The sequence below is a fragment of the Sphingobium sp. SA916 genome (genome assembly GCF_002894065.1).
Classification (GTDB): Bacteria; Pseudomonadota; Alphaproteobacteria; order Sphingomonadales; family Sphingomonadaceae; genus Sphingobium; species Sphingobium fuliginis.
Map to the genome: position 1 here is coordinate 48387 of NZ_LXYF01000042.1, position 18750 is coordinate 67136.

Genomic DNA, 18750 nt, shown 5'->3' on the forward strand with positions numbered 1-18750 from the left:
CCATGCCCCTTCTTCAAGCCAGCAAGGTCTACAAGCCCTTCGAATATCCCTGGGCCTATGAGTTCTGGAAGCGCCAGCAGCAGCTCCACTGGCTGCCGGAGGAAGTGCCCCTGGGCGAGGATTGCCGCGACTGGGCGCAGAAGCTCAGCGACCACGAACGCAACCTGCTGACGCAGATCTTCCGCTTCTTCACCCAGGCGGACGTGGAGGTGCAGGACTGCTACCACGAAAAATACGGCCGCGTGTTCAAGCCGACCGAAATCAAGATGATGCTGACCGCCTTCAGCAACATGGAAACGGTCCACATCGCGGCCTATTCGCACCTGCTCGACACGATCGGCATGCCGGAAAGCGAATATAGCGCCTTCATGCAGTATAAGGAGATGAAGGACAAACACGACTATCTCCAGCAGTTCGGCGTCGACACGGACGAGGACATCGCCAAGACGCTCGCCATGTTCGGCGGCTTCACCGAGGGGTTGCAGCTTTTCGCCAGCTTCGCGATGCTGATGAACTTCCCGCGCTTCAACAAGATGAAGGGCATGGGCCAGATCGTGAGCTGGTCGGTCCGGGATGAGACGCTGCACTGCGAGGGCATCGTCCGCCTGTTCCACGCCTTCGTGAAGGAACGCGACTGCCTGACCCCGGCGGTCAAGGACGACATCATGGACATGTGCCAGAAGACCGTCCGCATCGAGGACGCCTTCGTCGACCTCGTCTTCGAAATGGGCCCGGTGCCCGGCATGACGCCCAAGGACATCAAGAAATATGTCCGCTACATCGCCGACTGGCGCCTGGGGCAATTGGGCCTGAAGCCCATCTACATGATCGACGAGCACCCGCTCCCCTGGCTGACCCCGCTGCTGAACGGCGTGGAGCACGCCAATTTCTTCGAAACCCGCGCCACGGAATATTCGAAGGCGGCGACCCGCGGCCAGTGGAACGACGTGTGGGATGCGTTCGACCGCCGCTCCAAGCTCAAGGGCGGCACCGCCGCCAATGCGGATGAAGCGGGCGATCCGGATATGTTCAAGGCCGCCGGGATCGCGGCGGAATAATCATGACAGGCGAAAAGGCGGCACCGCTCCCATGGTGCCGCCTTTCGGTCCAAGGCAATGCTTCCCCGGCAGTCCCGCCGGCGGGTAAGCTGACCCCCGCATGAACGCCCTGTTTTGTTCCGTTCATGCAACGTTTATCTGCTTTGGTTTGTTGTGCTCCCATCGAAAAGTCGACCAAGGGAGCCAGAGATGAAATCCACCCTGAAAGCCGCTTTAGCCGCCCTGTCGCTTGGCGCCGTGACGCTGAGCGCCGCCCCCGCAGCCGCCGATCCGCCGCCCTGGGCCGGACATGGCAAGGGCCATGGCCGCGACGACTGGAAGCATGGCGGCCGCCACGACAATGGCCGTCACGAAGGCTGGCGCCGTCCCGGCGGCGTGATCTACAGCTATGACTGGAACCGGCCGGACCCGCGCTATGGCCGCTACTATCGGCCCGACCGCTATTATCGCGGCGGCTATGAGCCGATCCGCGTCACCCGCTCCACCCGCATCTATCGCGGCTATGACGACCGATATTATTGCCGCCGTTCGGACGGCACCACCGGCCTCATCGTCGGCGCGGCGCTGGGCGGCCTGCTCGGCGGTCAGCTCGACCGCGGCTATTCGAACACGGCGGGCATCCTCATCGGCGCAGGCGCGGGCGCGCTGCTGGGCCGGGAGATCGACCGCGGCAATCTGAGCTGCCGCTAAGCCGTGGGGGGAGGGCGAAGGCCTTCCCCTCCCGACCCGCTTAACACCGGGCCATCAATAGCGGGCGATCAACACCATGGGTGCCGCGCCCCGTCCCATTCCCGCGCCAGCCCTTCGGTCACCAGCATCTCGCCGATCGACTGCCCGCCGCGCGTCACCACCCGCAACGCCCGCCCATAGCGGTCCGTCTCCCGATCCCCGCTCTCCAGCGAGAAAGGGCCGGCATTCATCAACTGCTGCAATCGCTGCGTCGCCCGCGCTCCCAGAGCGGCTTCCTCGGCACAGCGCGGCCCGTGCGTTTCCGGCGCGTCGATGTCCATCACCCGCACCTTCTCGCCATGGAACCAGAAGGTGTCTCCGTCGACCACGCAATTGACGCCCCCGCCGACATGGCAGAAGCCGAATTGCGCCGACAGGCTGTCCCCTGCGACAGGAAAGGCGGCCTCCCGCCCACTCCTCTGGAAACGCTGCGCCAGATCCGGCCCGAACCAGCCCAGCGCCGCGCCGATCAGCACCCCGCCGATCACCAGCACGGCGATGGAGGGGCCACCGGACTTCCTGGGTTGCAGGCGCCCGCGCCCAGCCCGACGCGCCTCCGCCAACCAGACCGTTTCGCTGCGCTTCTTCCTCGACCCTCGGCTCATGACGCGGCCATAACGAAAGCCGCTCCTGCCGTCTCGCGCCAAAAGCGTCCGATTTGACCCTGATCAATGACCGCCGCCCGCAAGCCGCCACGCTGTGCCCATCCGCAGGAGGCTTCATGACCACCCCCTATGCCCGCATCGGCGGCGAAGCGACCGTCGCCGCCATCGCCAACCGTTTCTACGACCTGATCGACCGGGACCCCGCCTATGCCGATCTGCGCGCCATCCATGCGGCCGACCTCAGCGCCGTGCGCCATGGTCTCACCCGCTTTCTGGCGGGATGGTCCGGCGGCCCGCGCGACTGGTTCGAACGCGGCCAGTGCATCATGTCGCTGCACCGCGCCTTCCCGATCACCTCGGCGCTGGCGGATCGATGGTCCGCCGCCATGACCCGCGCCATAAAGGCGCAACCGGGCATCGACCCGCAACTCGCCGCCGCCATGGCCGACGCGCTCGGCCATATGGCGCGGGGGATGATCAACCTGTCGCTGGACCAGAACGCGGCTTAGCCGGATAGCAGGCCGGCGGGCCGGACCTTATTCCTCGTCCTCGGTCGGCCCCAATATATCCTCCTCATCGTCCATCTGCGGTTCGCCGGCGAAGGCGTCATTGTCGATCCGGCCGGATCGGTTCATCTCCTCCATTTTCTCCACCAGATCGGGCGTGTCGTCGGGCAGGATCTGCGCCGGGTTGGGCCGCCCGCCGCGCTCGCTGTCCTCGGCCAGGTCCGTCGACCGCACCCGCGCCTCGTCGGCCACGTCCTGCGCCTGCGAACCCGCTTCGGCCTGTTCGTCATTCTCCTCGCCCGTGTCGGGAAAGGGACTGTTGTCGGGTCGGTTCATGCTCTGTCTCCTTTCCCGCTCCAACGGCCGGCGGCCCGCGCCGTTCCCGCCGGGCAAAAGGCGCTGGACAGCATCCCGCGAACGGGGCAAGAGCCCCGCGATCCTTTTCGCTTCGTTCTGCACAAGGAACTTCCATGCCCCGCCAGCTTATTTCCTCCGGCTCGCCCTTCGAGGCGCAGGTCGGCTATTCGCGCGCCGTCGTCCAGGGCGACTGGTGCTTCGTCGCCGGCACCACCGGCACCGATCCCGAAACCAGGGCCATGCCCGAATCCGTCGTCGATCAGGGCAGGAACGCGCTGAAGGTCATCGGCCGGGCGCTGGAGGAGGCGGGCTTCTCCTTCGCGGACGTGGTGCGCGTCACCTATTACATCACGGACCCGGCCTATTGGGACGTGCTGGGGGAGGCGACCGCACCGGTCTTCGGCGACATCCGCCCCGCCGCGAGCTGCATCGTCACCGGCCTCATCAAGCCGGAGATGAAGATCGAGATCGAAGTCACCGCGTTCAAGGGATAACAGCCATGCTGACCATGTTCGGAATCAAGAATTGCGACACGATCAAGAAGGCGCGCAATTTCCTCGACAATAGCGGCAAGGCCTACAGCTTCCACGACTATAAGGTGTCGGGCGTCGACAAGGCGAAGCTGGAGGAATGGGTGATGGAACATGGGTGGGAAACCATCCTCAACCGTTCCGGCACCACCTTCAAGGCGCTGGACGCGGGCGACAAGGCGCATATCGACTCGGAAAAGGCGATTCTGCTGATGATGAGCAACCCTTCGATGATCAAGCGCCCGATCCTGGACCTGGGCGACCGCACCATCGTCGGCTTCAAGGCGACCACCTATGAGGACGCTCTGGAGGGCGTGAAGGCATGACCGTGGGGAGGATGCTCCGGCCGGGCATGTATCGGGCCGCCATCCTCCTCCTCCTCACCCTGTTGATGGCGGCGCCTGCGATGGCCGAACCCTTCATCATCGCCCATCGCGGCGCCAGCGGCGAGCGGCCCGAACATACGCTCGCCGCCTATGAGCGCGCGATCGACCAGGGCGCCGACTATATCGAGCCGGACCTGGTGCTGACCCGCGACGGCGTCCTCGTCGCCCGGCATGAAAATGAGATTGGCGGCACCACCGATGTCGCGGATCATCCCGAATTCGCTACCCGCAGAACCAGCAAGACCATCGACGGACAGCCCGTCTCCGGCTGGTTCACGGAGGATTTCACGCTCGCGGAACTGCGCACGCTGCGCGCCCGCGAACGGCTGCCGCAGCTTCGCCCCGCCAACAGCCGCTTCAACGACCTGTACCTCATTCCGACCTTCGAGGAGATATTGAAGCTGGTCCGCGCCAAGGAGGCGGAGCTTGGCCGCCGCATCGGCCTCTATCCCGAAACCAAGCATCCCGGTTATTTCGCGGGCATCGGCCTGCCGCATCAGCAGCCCCTGCTCGCGCTGCTCAGCCGATATGGCTATCAGACGGAGGCCGATCCGGTCTTCATCCAGTCCTTCGAGGTCGGCAACCTCAAGGCCCTGCGCGCGGCGACCCGCCTGCGCCTGATCCAGCTGGTGGACGGCGAGGGCGGACCGGCCGATGAACCCGGCACGACCTATGCCGACATGATGACGACCCAGGGGCTGCAACAGATCGCTGACTATGCGGACGGCATCGGCCCTGCGACCGCCATGGTGCTTGCCCCCGACGGGTCGACGGGCCTTGTCGACCGCGCCCATCAGGCCGGGTTGCAGGTCCATGTCTGGACGCTGCGCATGGAAAACGGCTTCCTGCCCGCCGCCTTCCAGCGCCCGGACGATCCGCAGGGCAGGGGGGACTTTGCCGGCTATGTCCGGGCGGTCGCCGGCACGGGCGTCGACGCGATGTTCAGCGATTTTCCGAAACAGGCGCGGCAGGCGCTGAATCCCGCGCCCTGATGTCTTGTCAAATCTCCGGCGGGAGCGAATAACAGCCCTATGCTTTCGCAGAAGACCCGTTACGCCATCCGCGCCCTCCAGCATCTCGCAGACCGCTACCGGCAAGGCCCGGTGCCCCTGAACGAGATCGCCACGCGCCAGAATATCCCGTCCAAATTCCTGACGGTGATCCTGTCGGAACTGGCGCGCGAAGGGTTGGTCGCGACGCAGCGTGGGCGGGATGGCGGCTATTGGCTGGCGCTTGCCCCGGTCGACATCAGCTATGGCGACATCGTCCGGCTGACGCGCGGCTCGCTTGCGCTCACCCCCTGCGCCAGCCGTTTCGCGCATGAGACCTGCACCAACTGCCTGCCCGAATCGGAATGCCGCCTGCACCGGGTGATGCTCCGCGTGCGCGACGAAACCGCCAAGGTGCTCGACAGCATCAGCCTGGCGGAACCCTTCGCGACGGAGGAAATGGGCTAGGAACCTTGGCCGGTTGAGCCATCAGGCGCGCCGTGCTCCTGCCTTCGCGGGAGCAGCTTGTGCATCGGGGAAAGCGGAAAAGCAGCAAGCCGCCCCAGCCCCCTCGAATGCCCCTCGCTCCCCAAGGCCTTGCACCCGGCGCGCAGCTTCGCCACATCAACGCCATGACGACTCCGCCCCTTAAAGCTGCCCTGATCCCTGTCACGCCGCTCCAGCAGAATTGCACGCTCTTCTGGTGCACGGCGACCCATCGCGGCGCCTTCGTCGATCCGGGCGCGGACCTGCCCATTCTGAAAAGGGCGGCCGAGCAGCATGGCGTCACCATAGAGAAGATCCTCGTCACCCACGGTCATATCGACCATTGCGGCCAGGCGGGCATCCTCGCCCGCGATCTGGGCGTCCCGATCGAGGGGCCGCATGAAGCCGACCGCTTCTGGATCGACCGGCTGGGCGAGGACGGCGCCCGATACGGCATCGACGGCGAAAGCTTCGAACCCGACCGCTGGCTGGAGGACGGCGATCAGGTCACGGTCGGCGACCTCACGCTCGACGTCTATCACTGCCCCGGCCACACGCCCGGCCATGTCGTCTTCCACCATGCGCCCAGCAAGCTCGCCATCGTCGGGGACGTGCTGTTCCAGGGATCGATCGGCCGCACCGACTTCCCCATGGGCAATCATCAGCAGTTGGTCGATGCGATCACCGGCAAGCTCTGGCCGTTGGGCGGCGACACGGCCTTCGTCCCCGGCCACGGCCCGATGAGCAACTTCGCCCATGAACGCCGCACCAATCCCTTCGTGGGGGATGCCGTCCTCGCCTGACCCTATCGAACCATCGCCATGGCGGGCGGCGCCGGCACCTCCCGCGTCGCGCCATAGGCGACAGTGAGCGCCGCCACCGCCATGCCGACCATCACCGCCCAGGTCAGCAGCGCTCCTGCGCCGCGCCAGACGGTCGGCTTCTCCGCATCCATCCCGAAGCCATGGGCGATTCGCGCCAGCACCAGCGCCAGCGCCGCGCCCCAGAGCCAGATCGACGCCCCGACCGCCAGTTCCACCAGCCCGAAGAGAATCAGCGTCACCGGCACATATTCGATGAAATTGGCATGCGCGCGCATCCGCTTGGCCAACAGCGCGCTGCCACCGTCGCCGTGCAGCACATGATCCGAAATCCGGATTCGCGCGCATCGAATCCCCAGCCACATGTTGAGCAGCGCGCAGGCGGCGGCCAGCGTCAGCGTGATCGGCAGCAACATCGGATTTCCCCCCTTTCATGGCGACGCCCCCAGAATAGGGCAGCGGCATGGCGGGGCAAGAAGGACTTGCGCACGGGCCAAAAAACGCTATAGGCGCAGGGCTTCGCGATCATCCGGGCCGCATGGGTCTGCGGCGCCGTTGGCGTCGTCATCCATCGGATACGGCCAGTCGCACTAACAGATCAATTTATGGAATAAGGTGCCGACATGGCTGTCCCCAAGAGGAAAACGTCCCCGTCCCGCCGCGGCATGCGCCGCAGCCATGACTCGCTGCGTGTCGAGGCCTATCAGGAATGCTCGAACTGCGGCGAACTGAAGCGCCCGCACAATCTCTGCGACGCCTGCGGCCACTATAACGGCCGTGAAGTCGTCGCCGTCGGGGCCTGACGCTCAAGCATTTCTCCTGAAAAGGGTGCGTTAACTTGTCCAGCCAACCGCGAATCGCAATCGACGCGATGGGCGGGGATGAAGGCGTACGCGTGATGATGGCGGGCGTGGCGCTCGCCCGTCGCCGTCACGAAGGGTTGCGCTTCACCCTTTTCGGGGACGAGGCGCGGATCAAGTCCGCGCTCGACAACCACCCCAATCTGCGCGCCGCGTCGGAAATCGTCCACGCGCCCGATGTGGTGGCTTCAGGCGACAAGCCCAGCGTCGCCATCCGCAAGAAGACCAGCTCGATGAGCATGGCCATCGCGGCGGTGAAGGCGGGCGATTGCGGCGCTGCGGTCTCCTCCGGCAATACCGGCGCGCTGATGGCGATGGCGAAGCTCGCCCTGCGCACCATGAAGGGCGTCGACCGGCCCGCGCTGGCCGCCATGCTGCCGACCCTGGGCGACAATGACGTGGTCATGCTGGACCTGGGCGCCAACACCGAATGCGACGCCCGCAACCTCGTGCAGTTCGCGGTGATGGGCGCCGCCTATGCCCGCATCGCGCTCGATCTGGAGCGGCCCCGCGTCCGCCTGATGAACATCGGCACGGAAGAGATGAAGGGGACGGAGGAAATCCGCGACGCCGCCGCGATCCTGCGCGCCGCGACCAGCCTGCCGCTCTCCTTCGAAGGCTTTACGGAGGGCGACAAGATCGGCCGGGGCGATGTCGACGTGATCGTGTCGGACGGCTTTTCCGGCAATGTCGCATTGAAGACGGCGGAGGGCACGGCCCGCTTCGTCACCGACCTGCTGCGCACCGCCTTCACCAGCTCGATCCGTTCCAAGCTCGGCTTCCTGATCTCCAAGCCCGCGATGCACCTGCTGCGCCATCATCTCGACCCCAACAACCATAATGGCGCCGTTTTCCTCGGCCTCAATGGCGTGGTCGTGAAAAGCCATGGCAGCGCAAACGACAAGGGCGTCGCCAATGCCGTCCATGTCGCCGCCCGGCTGCTGGAGGAAGACATCACCCGGCGCATCGCCGCCGACATGCACGGGATCGAGGGGTTGACCGCCCCCGCATCCAGGATGGAGCTGCCCGCAAAGTGATCCGCCGATCCGTTCTCCTGGGCACGGGCTCTGCCCTGCCGGTCCGCTCCGTCACCAATGCCGAATTGGCGCAGACCGTGGACACGAGCGACGAATGGATCGTCGAGCGCACCGGCATCCGCACCCGCTACATCGCGGGAGAGGGTGAAACCACAGCGACGCTCGCCACCGATGCGGCCAGGGCGGCGATGGAAGCCGCCAGCCTGTCCGCGCAGGACATCGACCTGATCGTGCTGGCCACCGCCACCCCCGACCAGACCTTCCCGGCCACCGCCACCATCGTCCAGGCCGCGCTGGGCATCAATGATTGCGTCGCCTTCGACGTGGCGGCGGTCTGTTCCGGCTTCCTCTACGCCATCACCGTAGCCGACAGCATGATCTGCTCGGGCGCGGCGCGAAACGCCATCGTGATCGGCTCGGAAACCTTCAGCCGCATCCTCGACTGGGAAGACCGCACCACCTGCGTGCTCTTCGGCGACGGCGCAGGCGCGGTCGTGCTGGGCGCGGAGGAAAGCACCGATGGCAAGCGGGGCATCCTCGCTTCGAAACTGCACGCCGACGGCCGCCACAACCAGCTTCTCTATGTCGACGGCGGCCCCTCCACCACGCAGACGGTCGGCAAGCTGCGGATGAAGGGACAGGAAGTCTTCCGCCACGCCGTCACCAACCTGGCCTCGGTGCTGACCGAAGTGATGGCCGCTGCCGACATGACCGCGGCGGACATCGACTGGCTGGTCCCGCACCAGGCCAATGCCCGCATCCTCGATGCGACCGCGCGCAAGCTGAAGCTCGCGCCGGAAAAGGTGGTGATGACGGTGGATCGCCATGCGAACACCTCCGCCGCATCGGTTCCCCTGGCCCTGGACCTCGCCATGCGCGACGGGCGCATTCAGTCCGGCGACCTGCTGGTGCTGGAGGCCATGGGCGGCGGCTTCACCTGGGGCGCCTGCGTCCTGCGGGTGTAGGGCCAGGATCGGTCCTGAACATCGTGCGGAAAAGCCGGTCCTGAGCCTGTCGAAGGATGAGAACCGGCTTTCTGCCTGAAAGAATGCGACAGCAAAAAGCTGGAGCGCGCGACCTGCGCCGGATTTAACGCAGCGCGCTCTGGAGCCGCCGATCCGATGCAGTCGTTCGGAATCCGTTCCGGAGCAGGCCAAAAAGGAACCGTTTGCGCCGGGCCCGTCCGACGCCTTGCCTTTTTCCGGGCCCACAGTTCCAAGGAAGCGAAGCCCTTCGACAGGCTCAGGGCGAACGGGTGAGAAAAAGCGGCCTGTCTGCTTTCCAGACCTCTTCACTTCCGACTCAACCAACCAGCGCCCCGGCAGCATCCTCTTGCCAGGCCGATGTCACCCAAAATGGATGGCATCCCTGCGCCATATTCTTCCCCAGTCCCATTGCGGGACCGCTACACCGCCCATTTTTCACGGTTTTTTAAGGATTTCGCCGGGTGGTCATCTTGCCGAATCATGCAGAATCGCGCACATTGTCAAATGATCACCCGCATTTAGGCTCGACGGGTGTCAAGGTGGGGAAATGCGATGAGCGGTAACGGAACTCTGACGCGCGCGGATCTCGCGGAGAGCGTGAACCGTCATATTGGCCTTTCACGGGCAGAAGCGGCAACCTTAATCGAATCCATTTTGGAGCATATGTCCGCCGCGCTCGAACGCGGGGAAAATGTGAAGATCTCCAGCTTCGGCACCTTCGTGTTGCGCGACAAGACGCAGCGCATGGGCCGCAACCCCAAGACGGGCGTGGAAGTGCCGATCGAGCCGCGCCGGGTGCTGACCTTCCGCGCCAGCCAGACGATGCGGGACCGCGTCGCCTCGGCCTGAGGGGGCGGTCGGCAAAACAGCCATTTTCCCGAAGGTTGACCTTTGCGCCGCTAAAGGTGCAACATCAGGACCATGGAAAAGGCAGAGGGCGCATTTCTGACGATCAGTGAGCTGGCGAGCGAACTCGATTTGCCGCAGCATATATTGCGCTATTGGGAAACGCGCTTCACCCAGCTCCGTCCGCTCCAGCGATCGGGCAACCGGCGCTATTACCGCCCGGCCGACGTGGCGCTGGTGCGGCGCATCAACCATCTGCTGAATGTCGAGGGCTTCACCGTCCGTGGCGCGCAAAAGGCGCTGGCCGATGGAGGTGGCGAGCCGCCGGCCGCGCCCGCGCCCAAAAATGGCGAAACGGCCCCCCACGCCGATCTGCTGCCGCGCCTGGAAGCCATCCGCACCCTATTGGCCAGGGCGATCGGGGAATAGGGACCGCACGTTCCGATCTGGACATATGCTGCACGCCATCATGCGCCTTTCCGGTCACGTCCGGGCAGCCGTCATCCCATCGCCGCCGCCCACCGTCAGGGGATCGGCGTCGCCGTCCGGTTCAGCGCGATCCCGGCCCCAGCGCCGGGTCCAGGTCGCGCGGGCGCGTGAAGCTCGCCAGGGTCGCGATATTGGGCTTCGCCTCGCTCCAATGTTCGATGGGCAGGTCCATCACCGCGATCGAGGCGGTCGGGAACTTCACCTCCACATCCTCGCGCAGCGGGCTCGCGCCATCGTCGGGCACGAGGTCGAGGACCAGTTCCTCCAGACCCGGATTATGCCCGGACATCAGCACGCTGCCGGCGCTGTCGGGCAGGTCGCGGATCACGTCGAACAGGGTGGGCGTGGAGGCGAGATAGATGCGCCGGTCCCAATGCGGGTCGATCACCTCGCCATAGCCGGTGAAGAAGACGTTCAGCGTCTCCACCACCCGCACGGCCGGGGAGGCGACCACCATGTCGAAATGCAGGTCGCGCGCCTTGGCGAATTCCCCCATCACCAGCGCCGCCTTTTCCCCCCGGCGGTTGAGCGGCCGGTCGAAGTCCCGCGCAACCGGATCGTCCCAATCGGACTTGGCGTGACGGAACAGGATCAACCGCTTCATTTTTTCTCCAGGTCCCAGAGTGATTTCGAAGCAGGTGGAACGCCTGCTGACTCGGAAATCACGAAAACACAGTCACCAGGTGCCGGATTCGAGTCCCTGAAGCCCTAGCGTTGCATTACCGTTAAGGCCAGCGCGGGATTGCCCGCTGACCGAGATGATGGCCTCGTCCAGCGTCAGGCGGCGGATCGGCGTGCCGGCGGGGAAAGCGCTCAACAACCGGCTGGGCATGGCGGCGGACAGGATGACGAAGCTGCCCCGGTCCTCCGCCCGTCGGATCAGCCGGCCAAAGGCCTGCGCCATCCGCGCCCGGATCAGCCGGTCGTCATAGGCGCTTCCGCCGCCCGCCAGCTTGCGCGCCGCGTGCAGCACGGTGGGCTTGGACCAGGGCACCCCCTCCATCACCACCAGCCGCAGCGAATGGCCGGGCACGTCCACCCCGTCGCGCAAGGCATCGGTGCCCAGCAGCGAGGCGCGGGGATCGTCGCGGAAAATATCGATCAGCGTGCCCGTGTCCATCGGATCGACATGCTGCGCGTAGAGCGGCAGCCCCGCCCGCGCCAGCCGGTCGGCGATCCGCGCATGCACCGCGCGCAGCCGCCGGATCGCGGTGAACAGCCCCAGCGTCCCGCCGCCCGCCGCCTCGATCAACCGCGCATAGGCGCCCGACAGCGCCGCAATGTCGCCGCGCTTGATGTCGGTGACGATCAGCACTTCCGACCGTTCCGGATAGTCGAACGGGCTGCTCGCCTCGAACTGCTCCGCCCCGCGCGGCAGATGGGTCGCCCCGCTCCGGCTCGCCGCATTGTCCCAGTCGCCGCCGCCCTTCAGCGTGGCGGATGTGATCAGCACGCCCTGCGCCGGTTTCAGCACCGCCTGCGCCAGCGGCCGCGTCGGGTCCAGCCAGTGGCGGTGAATGCCGATGTCGAACTCCCGCCCCTCGATCCGCTCGACCGCCAGCCAGTCCACGAAATCCGCGTCCGCCGGCCCGCCGATCCGCGCCAGCAGAGCCAGCCAGGCCGTCACCAGATCGCGCCGCCAGCCAAGCGAGGCAATCGCCCCCTCGACCCGCGCCCGCGCCGCGCCGTCCAGCCAGTCGGGCGCTTCCTCGATCACGGCTTCCATCCGCTTGCCAAGATGGGTCAGCGGCCGCAGCAGCGCGTCCAGCGCCCGCGCCGCCTCCTGCGCCGCCTCGACCAGCGCGCCGTCAGGTTCCGCCAGCTCGGTCTCCAGCCCATAGCCTGCATCCGCCTCGCCGCCATCGGCGGCCCGCGCATAGACCGTGCCCCGCACCGCCGCGAGCAGCTCCTCGACCGGCCCGAACGGCTCGCCCGCGACGATCCGCTTCAGCCATTCGTCGGCCGGCAGCGCCCTCGCGGCCTCCGCCGCCGCCCGGATCGCCTCGCCGCCCTGCTCGTCATAGCTGGCAAGGTCCGACAGCCGCGCCGCCAGACCCCGACGACGCCCTCTTGAATTGCCCTCCGGCCCCATCACCCAGCGGCGCAGCTCGATGGCTTCCTGCCCCGACAGGGTGACGGAAAAGGTCGAATCCGCCGCATCGAACAGATGATGGCCCTCGTCGAACACGATGCGCTGCGGCGCCTGCCCCGTTTCCCGCCCCCGCGCTGCGTTGATCATCACCAGCGCATGATTGGCGATCACGATGTCCGCATCGGCCGAAGCCCGCGCCGATCGTTCGATGAAGCACTTCCGGTAATGCGGACAGCCCGCATAGATGCACTCGCCCCGCCGGTCGGTCAGCGCGGTGGAGCCGTTGCGCCGGAACAAGGTCGGCAGCCATCCCGGCAGGTCGCCGCCGATCATGTCGCCATCCTTGGTGAACGCCGCCCAGCGCGCCACCAGTTGCGCCAGGATCGCCGCGCGCCCCGCAAAGCCGCCTTGCAGCGCGTCCTCCAGATTGAGCAGGCAGAGATAATTTTCCCGCCCCTTGCGCACCACCACGCGCTTCGCCGCCACGGCGGGATCGGGGAAGAGGCGCAGGCTTTCCCGGTCCAACTGCCGCTGCAACGCCTTGGTAAAGGTGGAAATCCACACCGTCCCCTGCGCCTCCCCGGCCCAGAGGGAGGCGGGGGCGAGATAGCCCAAAGTCTTGCCGATCCCGGTCCCGGCCTCCGCCAGCAGCATATTGGGCTGGTCGCGATGCGCCTTGGGCCGAAACACCTCCGCCGCCGCCGCCGCATAGGCGCGCTGTCCCGGTCGCGCTTCGGCTCCCGCGCCGGTCAACTGCTCCAGCCGCGCCACCACCGCGTCGGGTTGCAGCGATACCGAACGGGGGGCAGGGCGGGGTGGGCTCTCCTCCCATTCCGGCAATTTGGAGAAGAGCCAACGCTCCGCCTCCTTCGGCTGGGCGATGCGCCCGGCCACCAGCGGCGCCCATGGCCAGCGCAACCGGTGCAGCGACTGCGCCGCCGTCCAGCCGCCCTCGCGCTCGGTCCATGCGGGGGATTCCAGCGTCGCCAGCAGGGCGCCGGTCGCCGCCTGCAACAATTCGGGAATGTCCGCCTCGCTCGCCGGACGAGGCAGGTCCAGCGCTTCGGCCAGCCCCTTGGGCGTCGGCACCAGAAAGCGCGCGGGATGGATGAAGGCCCACAATTCCAGCAGGTCCAGGCCATTCAAATCGGGATAGCCCAGCCGCTGCCCGGTCAGCGGCGCGTTCAGCAGCAGCGTCGGCGTTTCCGCCGTCCGCGCGATGGCGGTGCCCTTGGCGACCGCTGCGGTCCGATCCCCTTCCCGAAGCCATATACCGCCATGGCTGGCGTGAAGGGCGGGCAGGGCAGCGGGGTCGATCACCTCTCCCGCTTAGGCGAACGGGAACAAAAGGGAAACCTGAAAAAGCGCCCGATTCAGCCGAACCGACGCCCGAAACCGCCCGCCGGACGACCGCCGGGCATGCGCGGCTGAAAGGCCGTGGGCGTCAGCCGCGCGGCCCGTGCGATCTCCAGCCGGTCGAACAGCGGGCCGTCGGTCAGTTCATAGGGGAAGCGGATGCCCATGCGGTCCTCTTCGGACCATTGCACCGTGCCGAACACGACATGGCCCTCATAGTCGATCTGGCACTGGCTGCGCACTGGCAGGCCGCAGCCCGCAATCTGCGCGCCGCCCTCGCTCAGGTCGACGATCATTCCTTCCACGCTGTCGAGCACCGTCGTCACGACGACGGGTATATCGACCGTTATTCTGTGACGGCTGCGCGGCTGCATAGTCCCTCCTGAGCCCCCTAAGCTCCCGATAAATATGCCTGAACAGGGTTAATCAAAGTTAAAGAGCTGGCAGGAAAAGCCGCCATTCGTCTCCATTTCGGCACCTGGAATCGCCGCGTCGGGTCCAAAATGAAGCTTGATCTATATTAATGAAGCCTTTGCCGTTCCTTCCGCCGCATGATGTTTTCCGAGTCGTCAGATGTTTTCAACGGCCGCGAAAATGCTTAGGGGGGCATGCATCATGACCGTGTCCGAACTCATCCGCACCGCCGCGCAGGCGTCCAAGGCCTGGCCCTATGAGGAAGCGCGCAAGCTCCTGAAGCGCTATCAGAACGGCGCGCCCGAAAAGGGCTATGTGCTGTTCGAGACGGGCTATGGCCCCTCCGGCCTGCCGCATATCGGCACGTTCAACGAAGTGCTGCGCACCACCATGGTCCGCAACGCCTATCATGCGCTGTCGGACATCCCCACGCGCCTGATCGCGTTCAGCGACGACATGGACGGGCTGCGCAAGGTGCCGGACAATGTGCCCAACCAGGCGATGCTGGCGCAGCATCTGGGCAAGCCGCTGACGCAGGTGCCCGATCCGTTCGGGAAGTTCGAGAGCTTCGCGCATCACAACAACGCCATGCTGCGGGAATTTCTCGACCGCTTCGGCTTCGATTACGAGTTCGTCTCCGCTACGGAGCGCTACAGGTCCGGCGCCTTTGACGACGCGCTGAAGAATGTCCTGCGCCACTATCGGGACATCATGGACATCATGCTGCCGACGCTGCGCAAGGAACGGCAGGCGACCTATTCGCCGGTCCTGCCGATCTCGCCCAAAAGCGGCATCGTGCTTCAGGTCCCGGTCGAGGTGATCGACGCCGATGCCGGCCTCGTCCGCTTCGAGGATGAGGGCGAGCTGATCGAACGGTCGATCCTGTCCGGCGGCGCGAAGCTGCAATGGAAGGTCGACTGGGCGATGCGCTGGGTCGCGCTGGGCGTCGATTATGAGATGGCGGGCAAGGACCTGATCGATTCCGTCACCCAATCCTCGAAGATCTGCCGCGCGCTCGGCGCCCGCCCGCCCGAGGGCTTCAATTACGAAATGTTCCTCGACGAGAAGGGCGAGAAGATCTCCAAGTCCAAGGGCAACGGCCTCAGTCTGGAACAATGGCTGACCTATGGCCCGCAGGAGAGCCTCGCCTTCTACGCCTATCGCGAACCGAAGAAGGCGAAGCAGCTCCACATGGGCGTGATCCCCCGCGCCGTGGACGAATATTGGCAGTTCCGCGGCAATTATCCGAACCAGCCGGTCGAACAGCAACTCGGCAATCCGGTGCACCATATCCATGACGGCAAGCTGCCGCAGGGCCGCCTGCCGGTGACATTCGGCCTGCTGCTCAATCTGGTCGGCGTGATGGGCGACGCCAGCCGCGAACAGGTCTGGGGCTATCTCCAGAACTATGTCGCCGACGCCAATGCGGAAAGCTATCCGGAACTGGACGCGCTGATCGGCCATGCGCTCGCCTATCACCGCGATTTCGTCGCCCCGACGCTCCAGCGCCGCGCGCCGACCGAAGGCGAAGCCGCCGCCCTGCGCAGGCTGGACGCCGAACTCGCCGCCCTGCCCGCAGGCGCCTCGGCGGAGGACATCCAGAATATCGTCTATGCCATCGGCAAGGACGAAGCCTATGGCTTTGCCGAACTGCGCGACTGGTTCAAGGCGCTCTACCAGACCCTGCTGGGGGCCGATCAGGGGCCCCGGATGGGCAGCTTCATCGCGCTCTACGGCATCGAAAACAGCCGCCGCCTGATTGCGGAGGCCCTGGCCGCCTGAGCGGCGCACGGCGGAACATAACGGGGCGCGGGGCGTTTCGGCATATGGTCCACCCCCTTTCGGACTGATGGTGCGCCCAGCGCGCGCCATCGGCCGCGCCCGCCCGGAAACGAGCGGCGCGGCCAAGGGGGGTAAACGGACCGGAAGCGCCATAGCGCAAAAGGAAACGGCCCCTCGGATCTTCCGGGGGCCGTTTCGTTTTTCACGCCTGGCGGCTCTTACCAGAAGAAGCCGCGATGCACTTCCATCACCCGGCCGGTCCGCACATTGACCAGCAGCACGTCGTTATAATGCCTCACCCACCGCAGGTTCGCGCCGGCGCGGGGCAGGCGATAGCGATAGGGGTCGGAAATATAGTAGCGCGAATTATAATAGTTGGGCTGAAGCCGCGCGCCGACTTCCCAGCGATTGTAGCGGAAGGGGGCCCGCCAGTTGCCGCCGCGATAGACGTCGCGGTGCGACCTGCGGTAATCGCGCCAGTCCTCGCGCAATTCCTGCCGGGCTTCGCGCACGTCCCGGCGCTCCTCGCGGACGTCGCGCCGGTTGCCGTAGCGCTGCGCATCGCGCAGGTCGCGCTGTTCGTGGCGCAGTTCGCGGGCGCTGTCGCGCACCTCCGCGCGGGACTGGGCCATGGCGGCCCCCGGCATGACGGTAGCGGCCATCAGGCCCAAGATGATCAATTTACGCATAGGTCTTCTCCCATTGCCTGGCGGCTGAAGTGCGGTGGGGGAGGGGAGAACTTTCCCCGGCCCGACCGGTTCCGCCGACCACGAAGACGGATATGCGCCCCGCCACCTGAACATGCCGGGAATGAAACGGTCAGGAATCAGTCATTTATGTCGCATTTTGTATCAGGGGCCGCCGGGGCCGGCGGTCCGGGGATCAGGGCGTCCAGGGCCGCTCGCGAAACCATTTGGTGACGACATATTTGGTGCCCCGCTCCACCGGGCGCGCGGCGTGCAGGCTGGATCGGTTGGGCGATCCGTCCCGCTCCATATTGTTCCACATCAGCAGCATGCCCTCGACGGGCGGGACCATGAACCCGCAATGCGGGAAATGCGTCTCCCCGCCCGCTTCCACCGGGGAGAGGTAGATCATCGCCGTCCAGCTCCGCTGTCCCCCGGTCTTCAGCATGGCCGGCCAGTAACTGGCCGTCACCGGAAAATAGTCGCAATGCGCCTTATATTCCTGGCCCGGCTGGTATCGCTGCCCCTGCAGCGTCTCGCCATGCTCCGCCGCCAGGCCCATCAGCGCGCAGATGCGGTCGCTGATCCCCCCGACCAGCGGGCTCCAGGGGCTGAGGTTGCAGCTCGCGCTGGTGCGGTAATCGGCATTGGCGCTGCCGGAAAACAGGGTGGAGGGCTGCGCCCCCGCATCGATCAGCTCCCGCAGGCCCGCACATTCCTCCGCGCTCAGAAATTCCTGCCGGCCATAGATCTCAAGCTGCGGCGTATCGATCCGGCTGACCATCGGATTGCGCTCCAGCCGCGCCCGCACCGACTCCCCGATCCGCGCCCGCGCCGTGGAGGCGACACCGCCATCGTCAACAATCTCGCTCATGCCGCTCTCCTGCCACCGGCCCGCGCCCCTGCGCAAATGAAAAGGACCTGGAACGTCGCCGTCCCAGGTCCAGTATGTCCTGAAGGCCAGTTCAGGAGCGCATGTCTTCCGGCATCACCAGAAGAAATCGTGGATCACGTCGACCACATAGCCGTCGCGTATGTCGACCAGCAGCGCGTCGTCATAATAGCGAATCCAGCGCAGCGAGCCGTAGGCCGGCGGCAGGCGGTAGGAATAGGGATCGTCGATCCAGTAGCTGTTCGAATAGAGCAGGCTGTTCAGGAAGATCCCGATGGAAAAGCGCGAATAGCCGTAGTTCCAGCCGCGCGGCGCATAATAGCGGCCGATCCGGTAGCGGTCGCCATAGCGGGAACGATAGCTGTACCAGTCATAGCGCCGGTCGTTGCGCCAGCCATTGTCCCAGCGCCTCTGTCCTTGCCACCGGGTGCGGTCGTCGAAGCGCCGTCCGTTGTTCCAGCCCGGATTGCCGCCATTCCAACGCCGGTCGTCATCGTTCCAGCGGCGGTCGTTGCGGTCGTCGCGCCGATCCCAGCCGCCCCGATCCCGGTCGTTGCGGTTCCGGTCGTTCCGGTTCCAGTCCCGGCCGTCATTGTCGCGCCGATTGTCCTGCCAGTTCTGCCGATCGCGGTCGTTTCCGCCCCAGTTGCCGCCGCCCCTGTCGCCACCACGGGGGGTGGTCTCGAAGCGCTGCTGGTCGCGGTTCCAGCGGGTGACCGTCGCGGGGCCGCGCTGGTCGGGCCGCGCCTCATTGCCGCGCCATTGCGGCTGGGCGACCTGCGCCGGCCGTTCCGGCCGCTGCTGCCGCATCTCGCCGCCCTGCCACTGGCGCTGCGCCTGTCC

General features: G+C 66.1%; 23 protein-coding genes. 14 read left to right on the forward strand and 9 right to left on the reverse strand.

From position 1 onward, the window contains the following. The first annotated feature begins 2 nt into the window (after positions 1 to 2). Positions 3 to 1058, forward strand: a complete 1056-nt coding sequence (locus tag A8G00_RS13775; RefSeq protein WP_025547297.1) for a ribonucleotide-diphosphate reductase subunit beta — start codon at positions 3 to 5, stop codon at positions 1056 to 1058. A gap of 189 nt (positions 1059 to 1247) precedes the next feature. Then, positions 1248 to 1748, forward strand: coding sequence for a glycine zipper 2TM domain-containing protein (locus A8G00_RS13780; protein ID WP_103000933.1), 501 nt, complete (start codon positions 1248 to 1250; stop codon positions 1746 to 1748). A 68-nt stretch (positions 1749 to 1816) separates the two neighbouring features. On the opposite strand, the gene A8G00_RS13785 is transcribed toward A8G00_RS13780, so the two are convergent. Next, positions 1817 to 2392, reverse strand: a complete 576-nt coding sequence (locus A8G00_RS13785) for a thermonuclease family protein (RefSeq protein WP_061939330.1) — start codon at positions 2390 to 2392, stop codon at positions 1817 to 1819. Between the two features lie 116 nt (positions 2393 to 2508). Between A8G00_RS13785 and A8G00_RS13790 the strand changes: the two genes are divergently transcribed. Continuing rightward, positions 2509 to 2901: a globin gene (locus A8G00_RS13790; RefSeq protein WP_025547301.1), complete on the forward strand. Its 393-nt coding sequence runs from the start codon at positions 2509 to 2511 to the stop codon at positions 2899 to 2901. A gap of 27 nt (positions 2902 to 2928) precedes the next feature. Here A8G00_RS13790 and A8G00_RS13795 read toward each other — a convergent pair whose 3' ends face one another. Continuing rightward, the gene (locus tag A8G00_RS13795) at positions 2929 to 3234 is read right to left on the reverse strand and encodes a hypothetical protein (RefSeq protein WP_025547303.1); all 306 of its coding nucleotides are present in this window, start codon (positions 3232 to 3234) and stop codon (positions 2929 to 2931) included. A 134-nt stretch (positions 3235 to 3368) separates the two neighbouring features. On the opposite strand from A8G00_RS13795, the gene A8G00_RS13800 reads away from it, so the two are divergent. From A8G00_RS13800 to A8G00_RS13820, 5 genes are all read left to right on the forward strand, one after another. After that, on the forward strand, positions 3369 to 3749 hold the full coding sequence (locus A8G00_RS13800) for a RidA family protein (protein ID WP_025547304.1): 381 nt from the start codon (positions 3369 to 3371) through the stop codon (positions 3747 to 3749). 5 nt (positions 3750 to 3754) lie between these two features. Next, on the forward strand, positions 3755 to 4111 hold the full coding sequence (locus A8G00_RS13805) for an ArsC family reductase (RefSeq protein WP_103000934.1): 357 nt from the start codon (positions 3755 to 3757) through the stop codon (positions 4109 to 4111). Further along, positions 4108 to 5163: a glycerophosphodiester phosphodiesterase gene (locus A8G00_RS13810; RefSeq protein WP_253257995.1), complete on the forward strand. Its 1056-nt coding sequence runs from the start codon at positions 4108 to 4110 to the stop codon at positions 5161 to 5163. Before A8G00_RS13805 ends, A8G00_RS13810 begins: the two co-directional genes overlap by 4 nt. Before the next feature lie 39 nt (positions 5164 to 5202). Then, on the forward strand, positions 5203 to 5628 hold the full coding sequence (locus tag A8G00_RS13815; protein ID WP_013848211.1) for an Rrf2 family transcriptional regulator: 426 nt from the start codon (positions 5203 to 5205) through the stop codon (positions 5626 to 5628). Between the two features lie 164 nt (positions 5629 to 5792). Next, positions 5793 to 6449 carry an MBL fold metallo-hydrolase gene (locus tag A8G00_RS13820; protein ID WP_025547311.1) on the forward strand — a complete coding sequence of 219 codons (657 nt, stop codon included), beginning with the start codon at positions 5793 to 5795 and terminating at the stop codon, positions 6447 to 6449. A gap of 2 nt (positions 6450 to 6451) precedes the next feature. Here the strand turns inward: A8G00_RS13820 and A8G00_RS13825 are convergent, their stop codons facing one another. Beyond that, entirely contained in the window at positions 6452 to 6883 is a 432-nt protein-coding gene (locus A8G00_RS13825; protein ID WP_025547313.1) for an MAPEG family protein, read from the reverse strand. Positions 6884 to 7090: 207 nt separating this feature from the next. Here A8G00_RS13825 and rpmF point away from each other — a divergent pair, with 207 nt between their 5' ends. The 5 genes from rpmF to A8G00_RS13850 all read left to right on the forward strand — a co-directional run bounded on the left by rpmF (position 7091) and on the right by A8G00_RS13850 (position 10625). Then, positions 7091 to 7270, forward strand: a complete 180-nt coding sequence (gene rpmF / locus A8G00_RS13830) for a 50S ribosomal protein L32 (protein ID WP_013848214.1) — start codon at positions 7091 to 7093, stop codon at positions 7268 to 7270. Between the two features lie 68 nt (positions 7271 to 7338). Further along, a complete protein-coding gene (gene plsX, locus A8G00_RS13835; RefSeq protein WP_037481578.1) occupies positions 7339 to 8364 on the forward strand; it encodes a phosphate acyltransferase PlsX in 1026 nt (341 codons plus the stop codon). Continuing rightward, on the forward strand, positions 8361 to 9329 hold the full coding sequence (locus tag A8G00_RS13840) for a beta-ketoacyl-ACP synthase III (protein WP_103000936.1): 969 nt from the start codon (positions 8361 to 8363) through the stop codon (positions 9327 to 9329). Before plsX ends, A8G00_RS13840 begins: the two co-directional genes overlap by 4 nt. Positions 9330 to 9902: 573 nt before the next feature. Continuing rightward, complete coding sequence (ihfA, locus tag A8G00_RS13845) at positions 9903 to 10199, forward strand: integration host factor subunit alpha (protein ID WP_007687990.1); 297 nt, start codon at positions 9903 to 9905, stop codon at positions 10197 to 10199. A 72-nt stretch (positions 10200 to 10271) separates the two neighbouring features. Then, a complete protein-coding gene (locus A8G00_RS13850) occupies positions 10272 to 10625 on the forward strand; it encodes a MerR family transcriptional regulator (protein ID WP_103000937.1) in 354 nt (117 codons plus the stop codon). A gap of 121 nt (positions 10626 to 10746) precedes the next feature. Here A8G00_RS13850 and A8G00_RS13855 read toward each other — a convergent pair whose 3' ends face one another. The 3 genes from A8G00_RS13855 to A8G00_RS13865 all read right to left on the reverse strand — a co-directional run bounded on the left by A8G00_RS13855 (position 10747) and on the right by A8G00_RS13865 (position 14507). Continuing rightward, on the reverse strand, positions 10747 to 11289 hold the full coding sequence (locus tag A8G00_RS13855; RefSeq protein WP_044661347.1) for a histidine phosphatase family protein: 543 nt from the start codon (positions 11287 to 11289) through the stop codon (positions 10747 to 10749). A 72-nt stretch (positions 11290 to 11361) separates the two neighbouring features. Continuing rightward, positions 11362 to 14097 carry an ATP-dependent DNA helicase gene (locus A8G00_RS13860; protein ID WP_103000938.1) on the reverse strand — a complete coding sequence of 912 codons (2736 nt, stop codon included), beginning with the start codon at positions 14095 to 14097 and terminating at the stop codon, positions 11362 to 11364. Positions 14098 to 14150: 53 nt separating this feature from the next. Then, positions 14151 to 14507, reverse strand: a complete 357-nt coding sequence (locus A8G00_RS13865) for a PilZ domain-containing protein (protein WP_025547324.1) — start codon at positions 14505 to 14507, stop codon at positions 14151 to 14153. Positions 14508 to 14748: 241 nt separating this feature from the next. Between A8G00_RS13865 and A8G00_RS13870 the strand changes: the two genes are divergently transcribed. Next, positions 14749 to 16329: a lysine--tRNA ligase gene (locus A8G00_RS13870; RefSeq protein WP_061939316.1), complete on the forward strand. Its 1581-nt coding sequence runs from the start codon at positions 14749 to 14751 to the stop codon at positions 16327 to 16329. Positions 16330 to 16547: 218 nt separating this feature from the next. On the opposite strand, the gene A8G00_RS13875 is transcribed toward A8G00_RS13870, so the two are convergent. The 3 genes from A8G00_RS13875 to A8G00_RS13885 all read right to left on the reverse strand — a co-directional run. Beyond that, positions 16548 to 17018: an RcnB family protein gene (locus A8G00_RS13875; protein ID WP_025547327.1), complete on the reverse strand. Its 471-nt coding sequence runs from the start codon at positions 17016 to 17018 to the stop codon at positions 16548 to 16550. Positions 17019 to 17211: 193 nt separating this feature from the next. Beyond that, complete coding sequence (locus A8G00_RS13880; RefSeq protein ID WP_103000939.1) at positions 17212 to 17889, reverse strand: 2OG-Fe(II) oxygenase; 678 nt, start codon at positions 17887 to 17889, stop codon at positions 17212 to 17214. A gap of 114 nt (positions 17890 to 18003) precedes the next feature. Beyond that, positions 18004 to 18750: RcnB family protein (locus tag A8G00_RS13885; RefSeq protein ID WP_253257996.1), on the reverse strand; the 747-nt coding region annotated here is incomplete at its 5' end.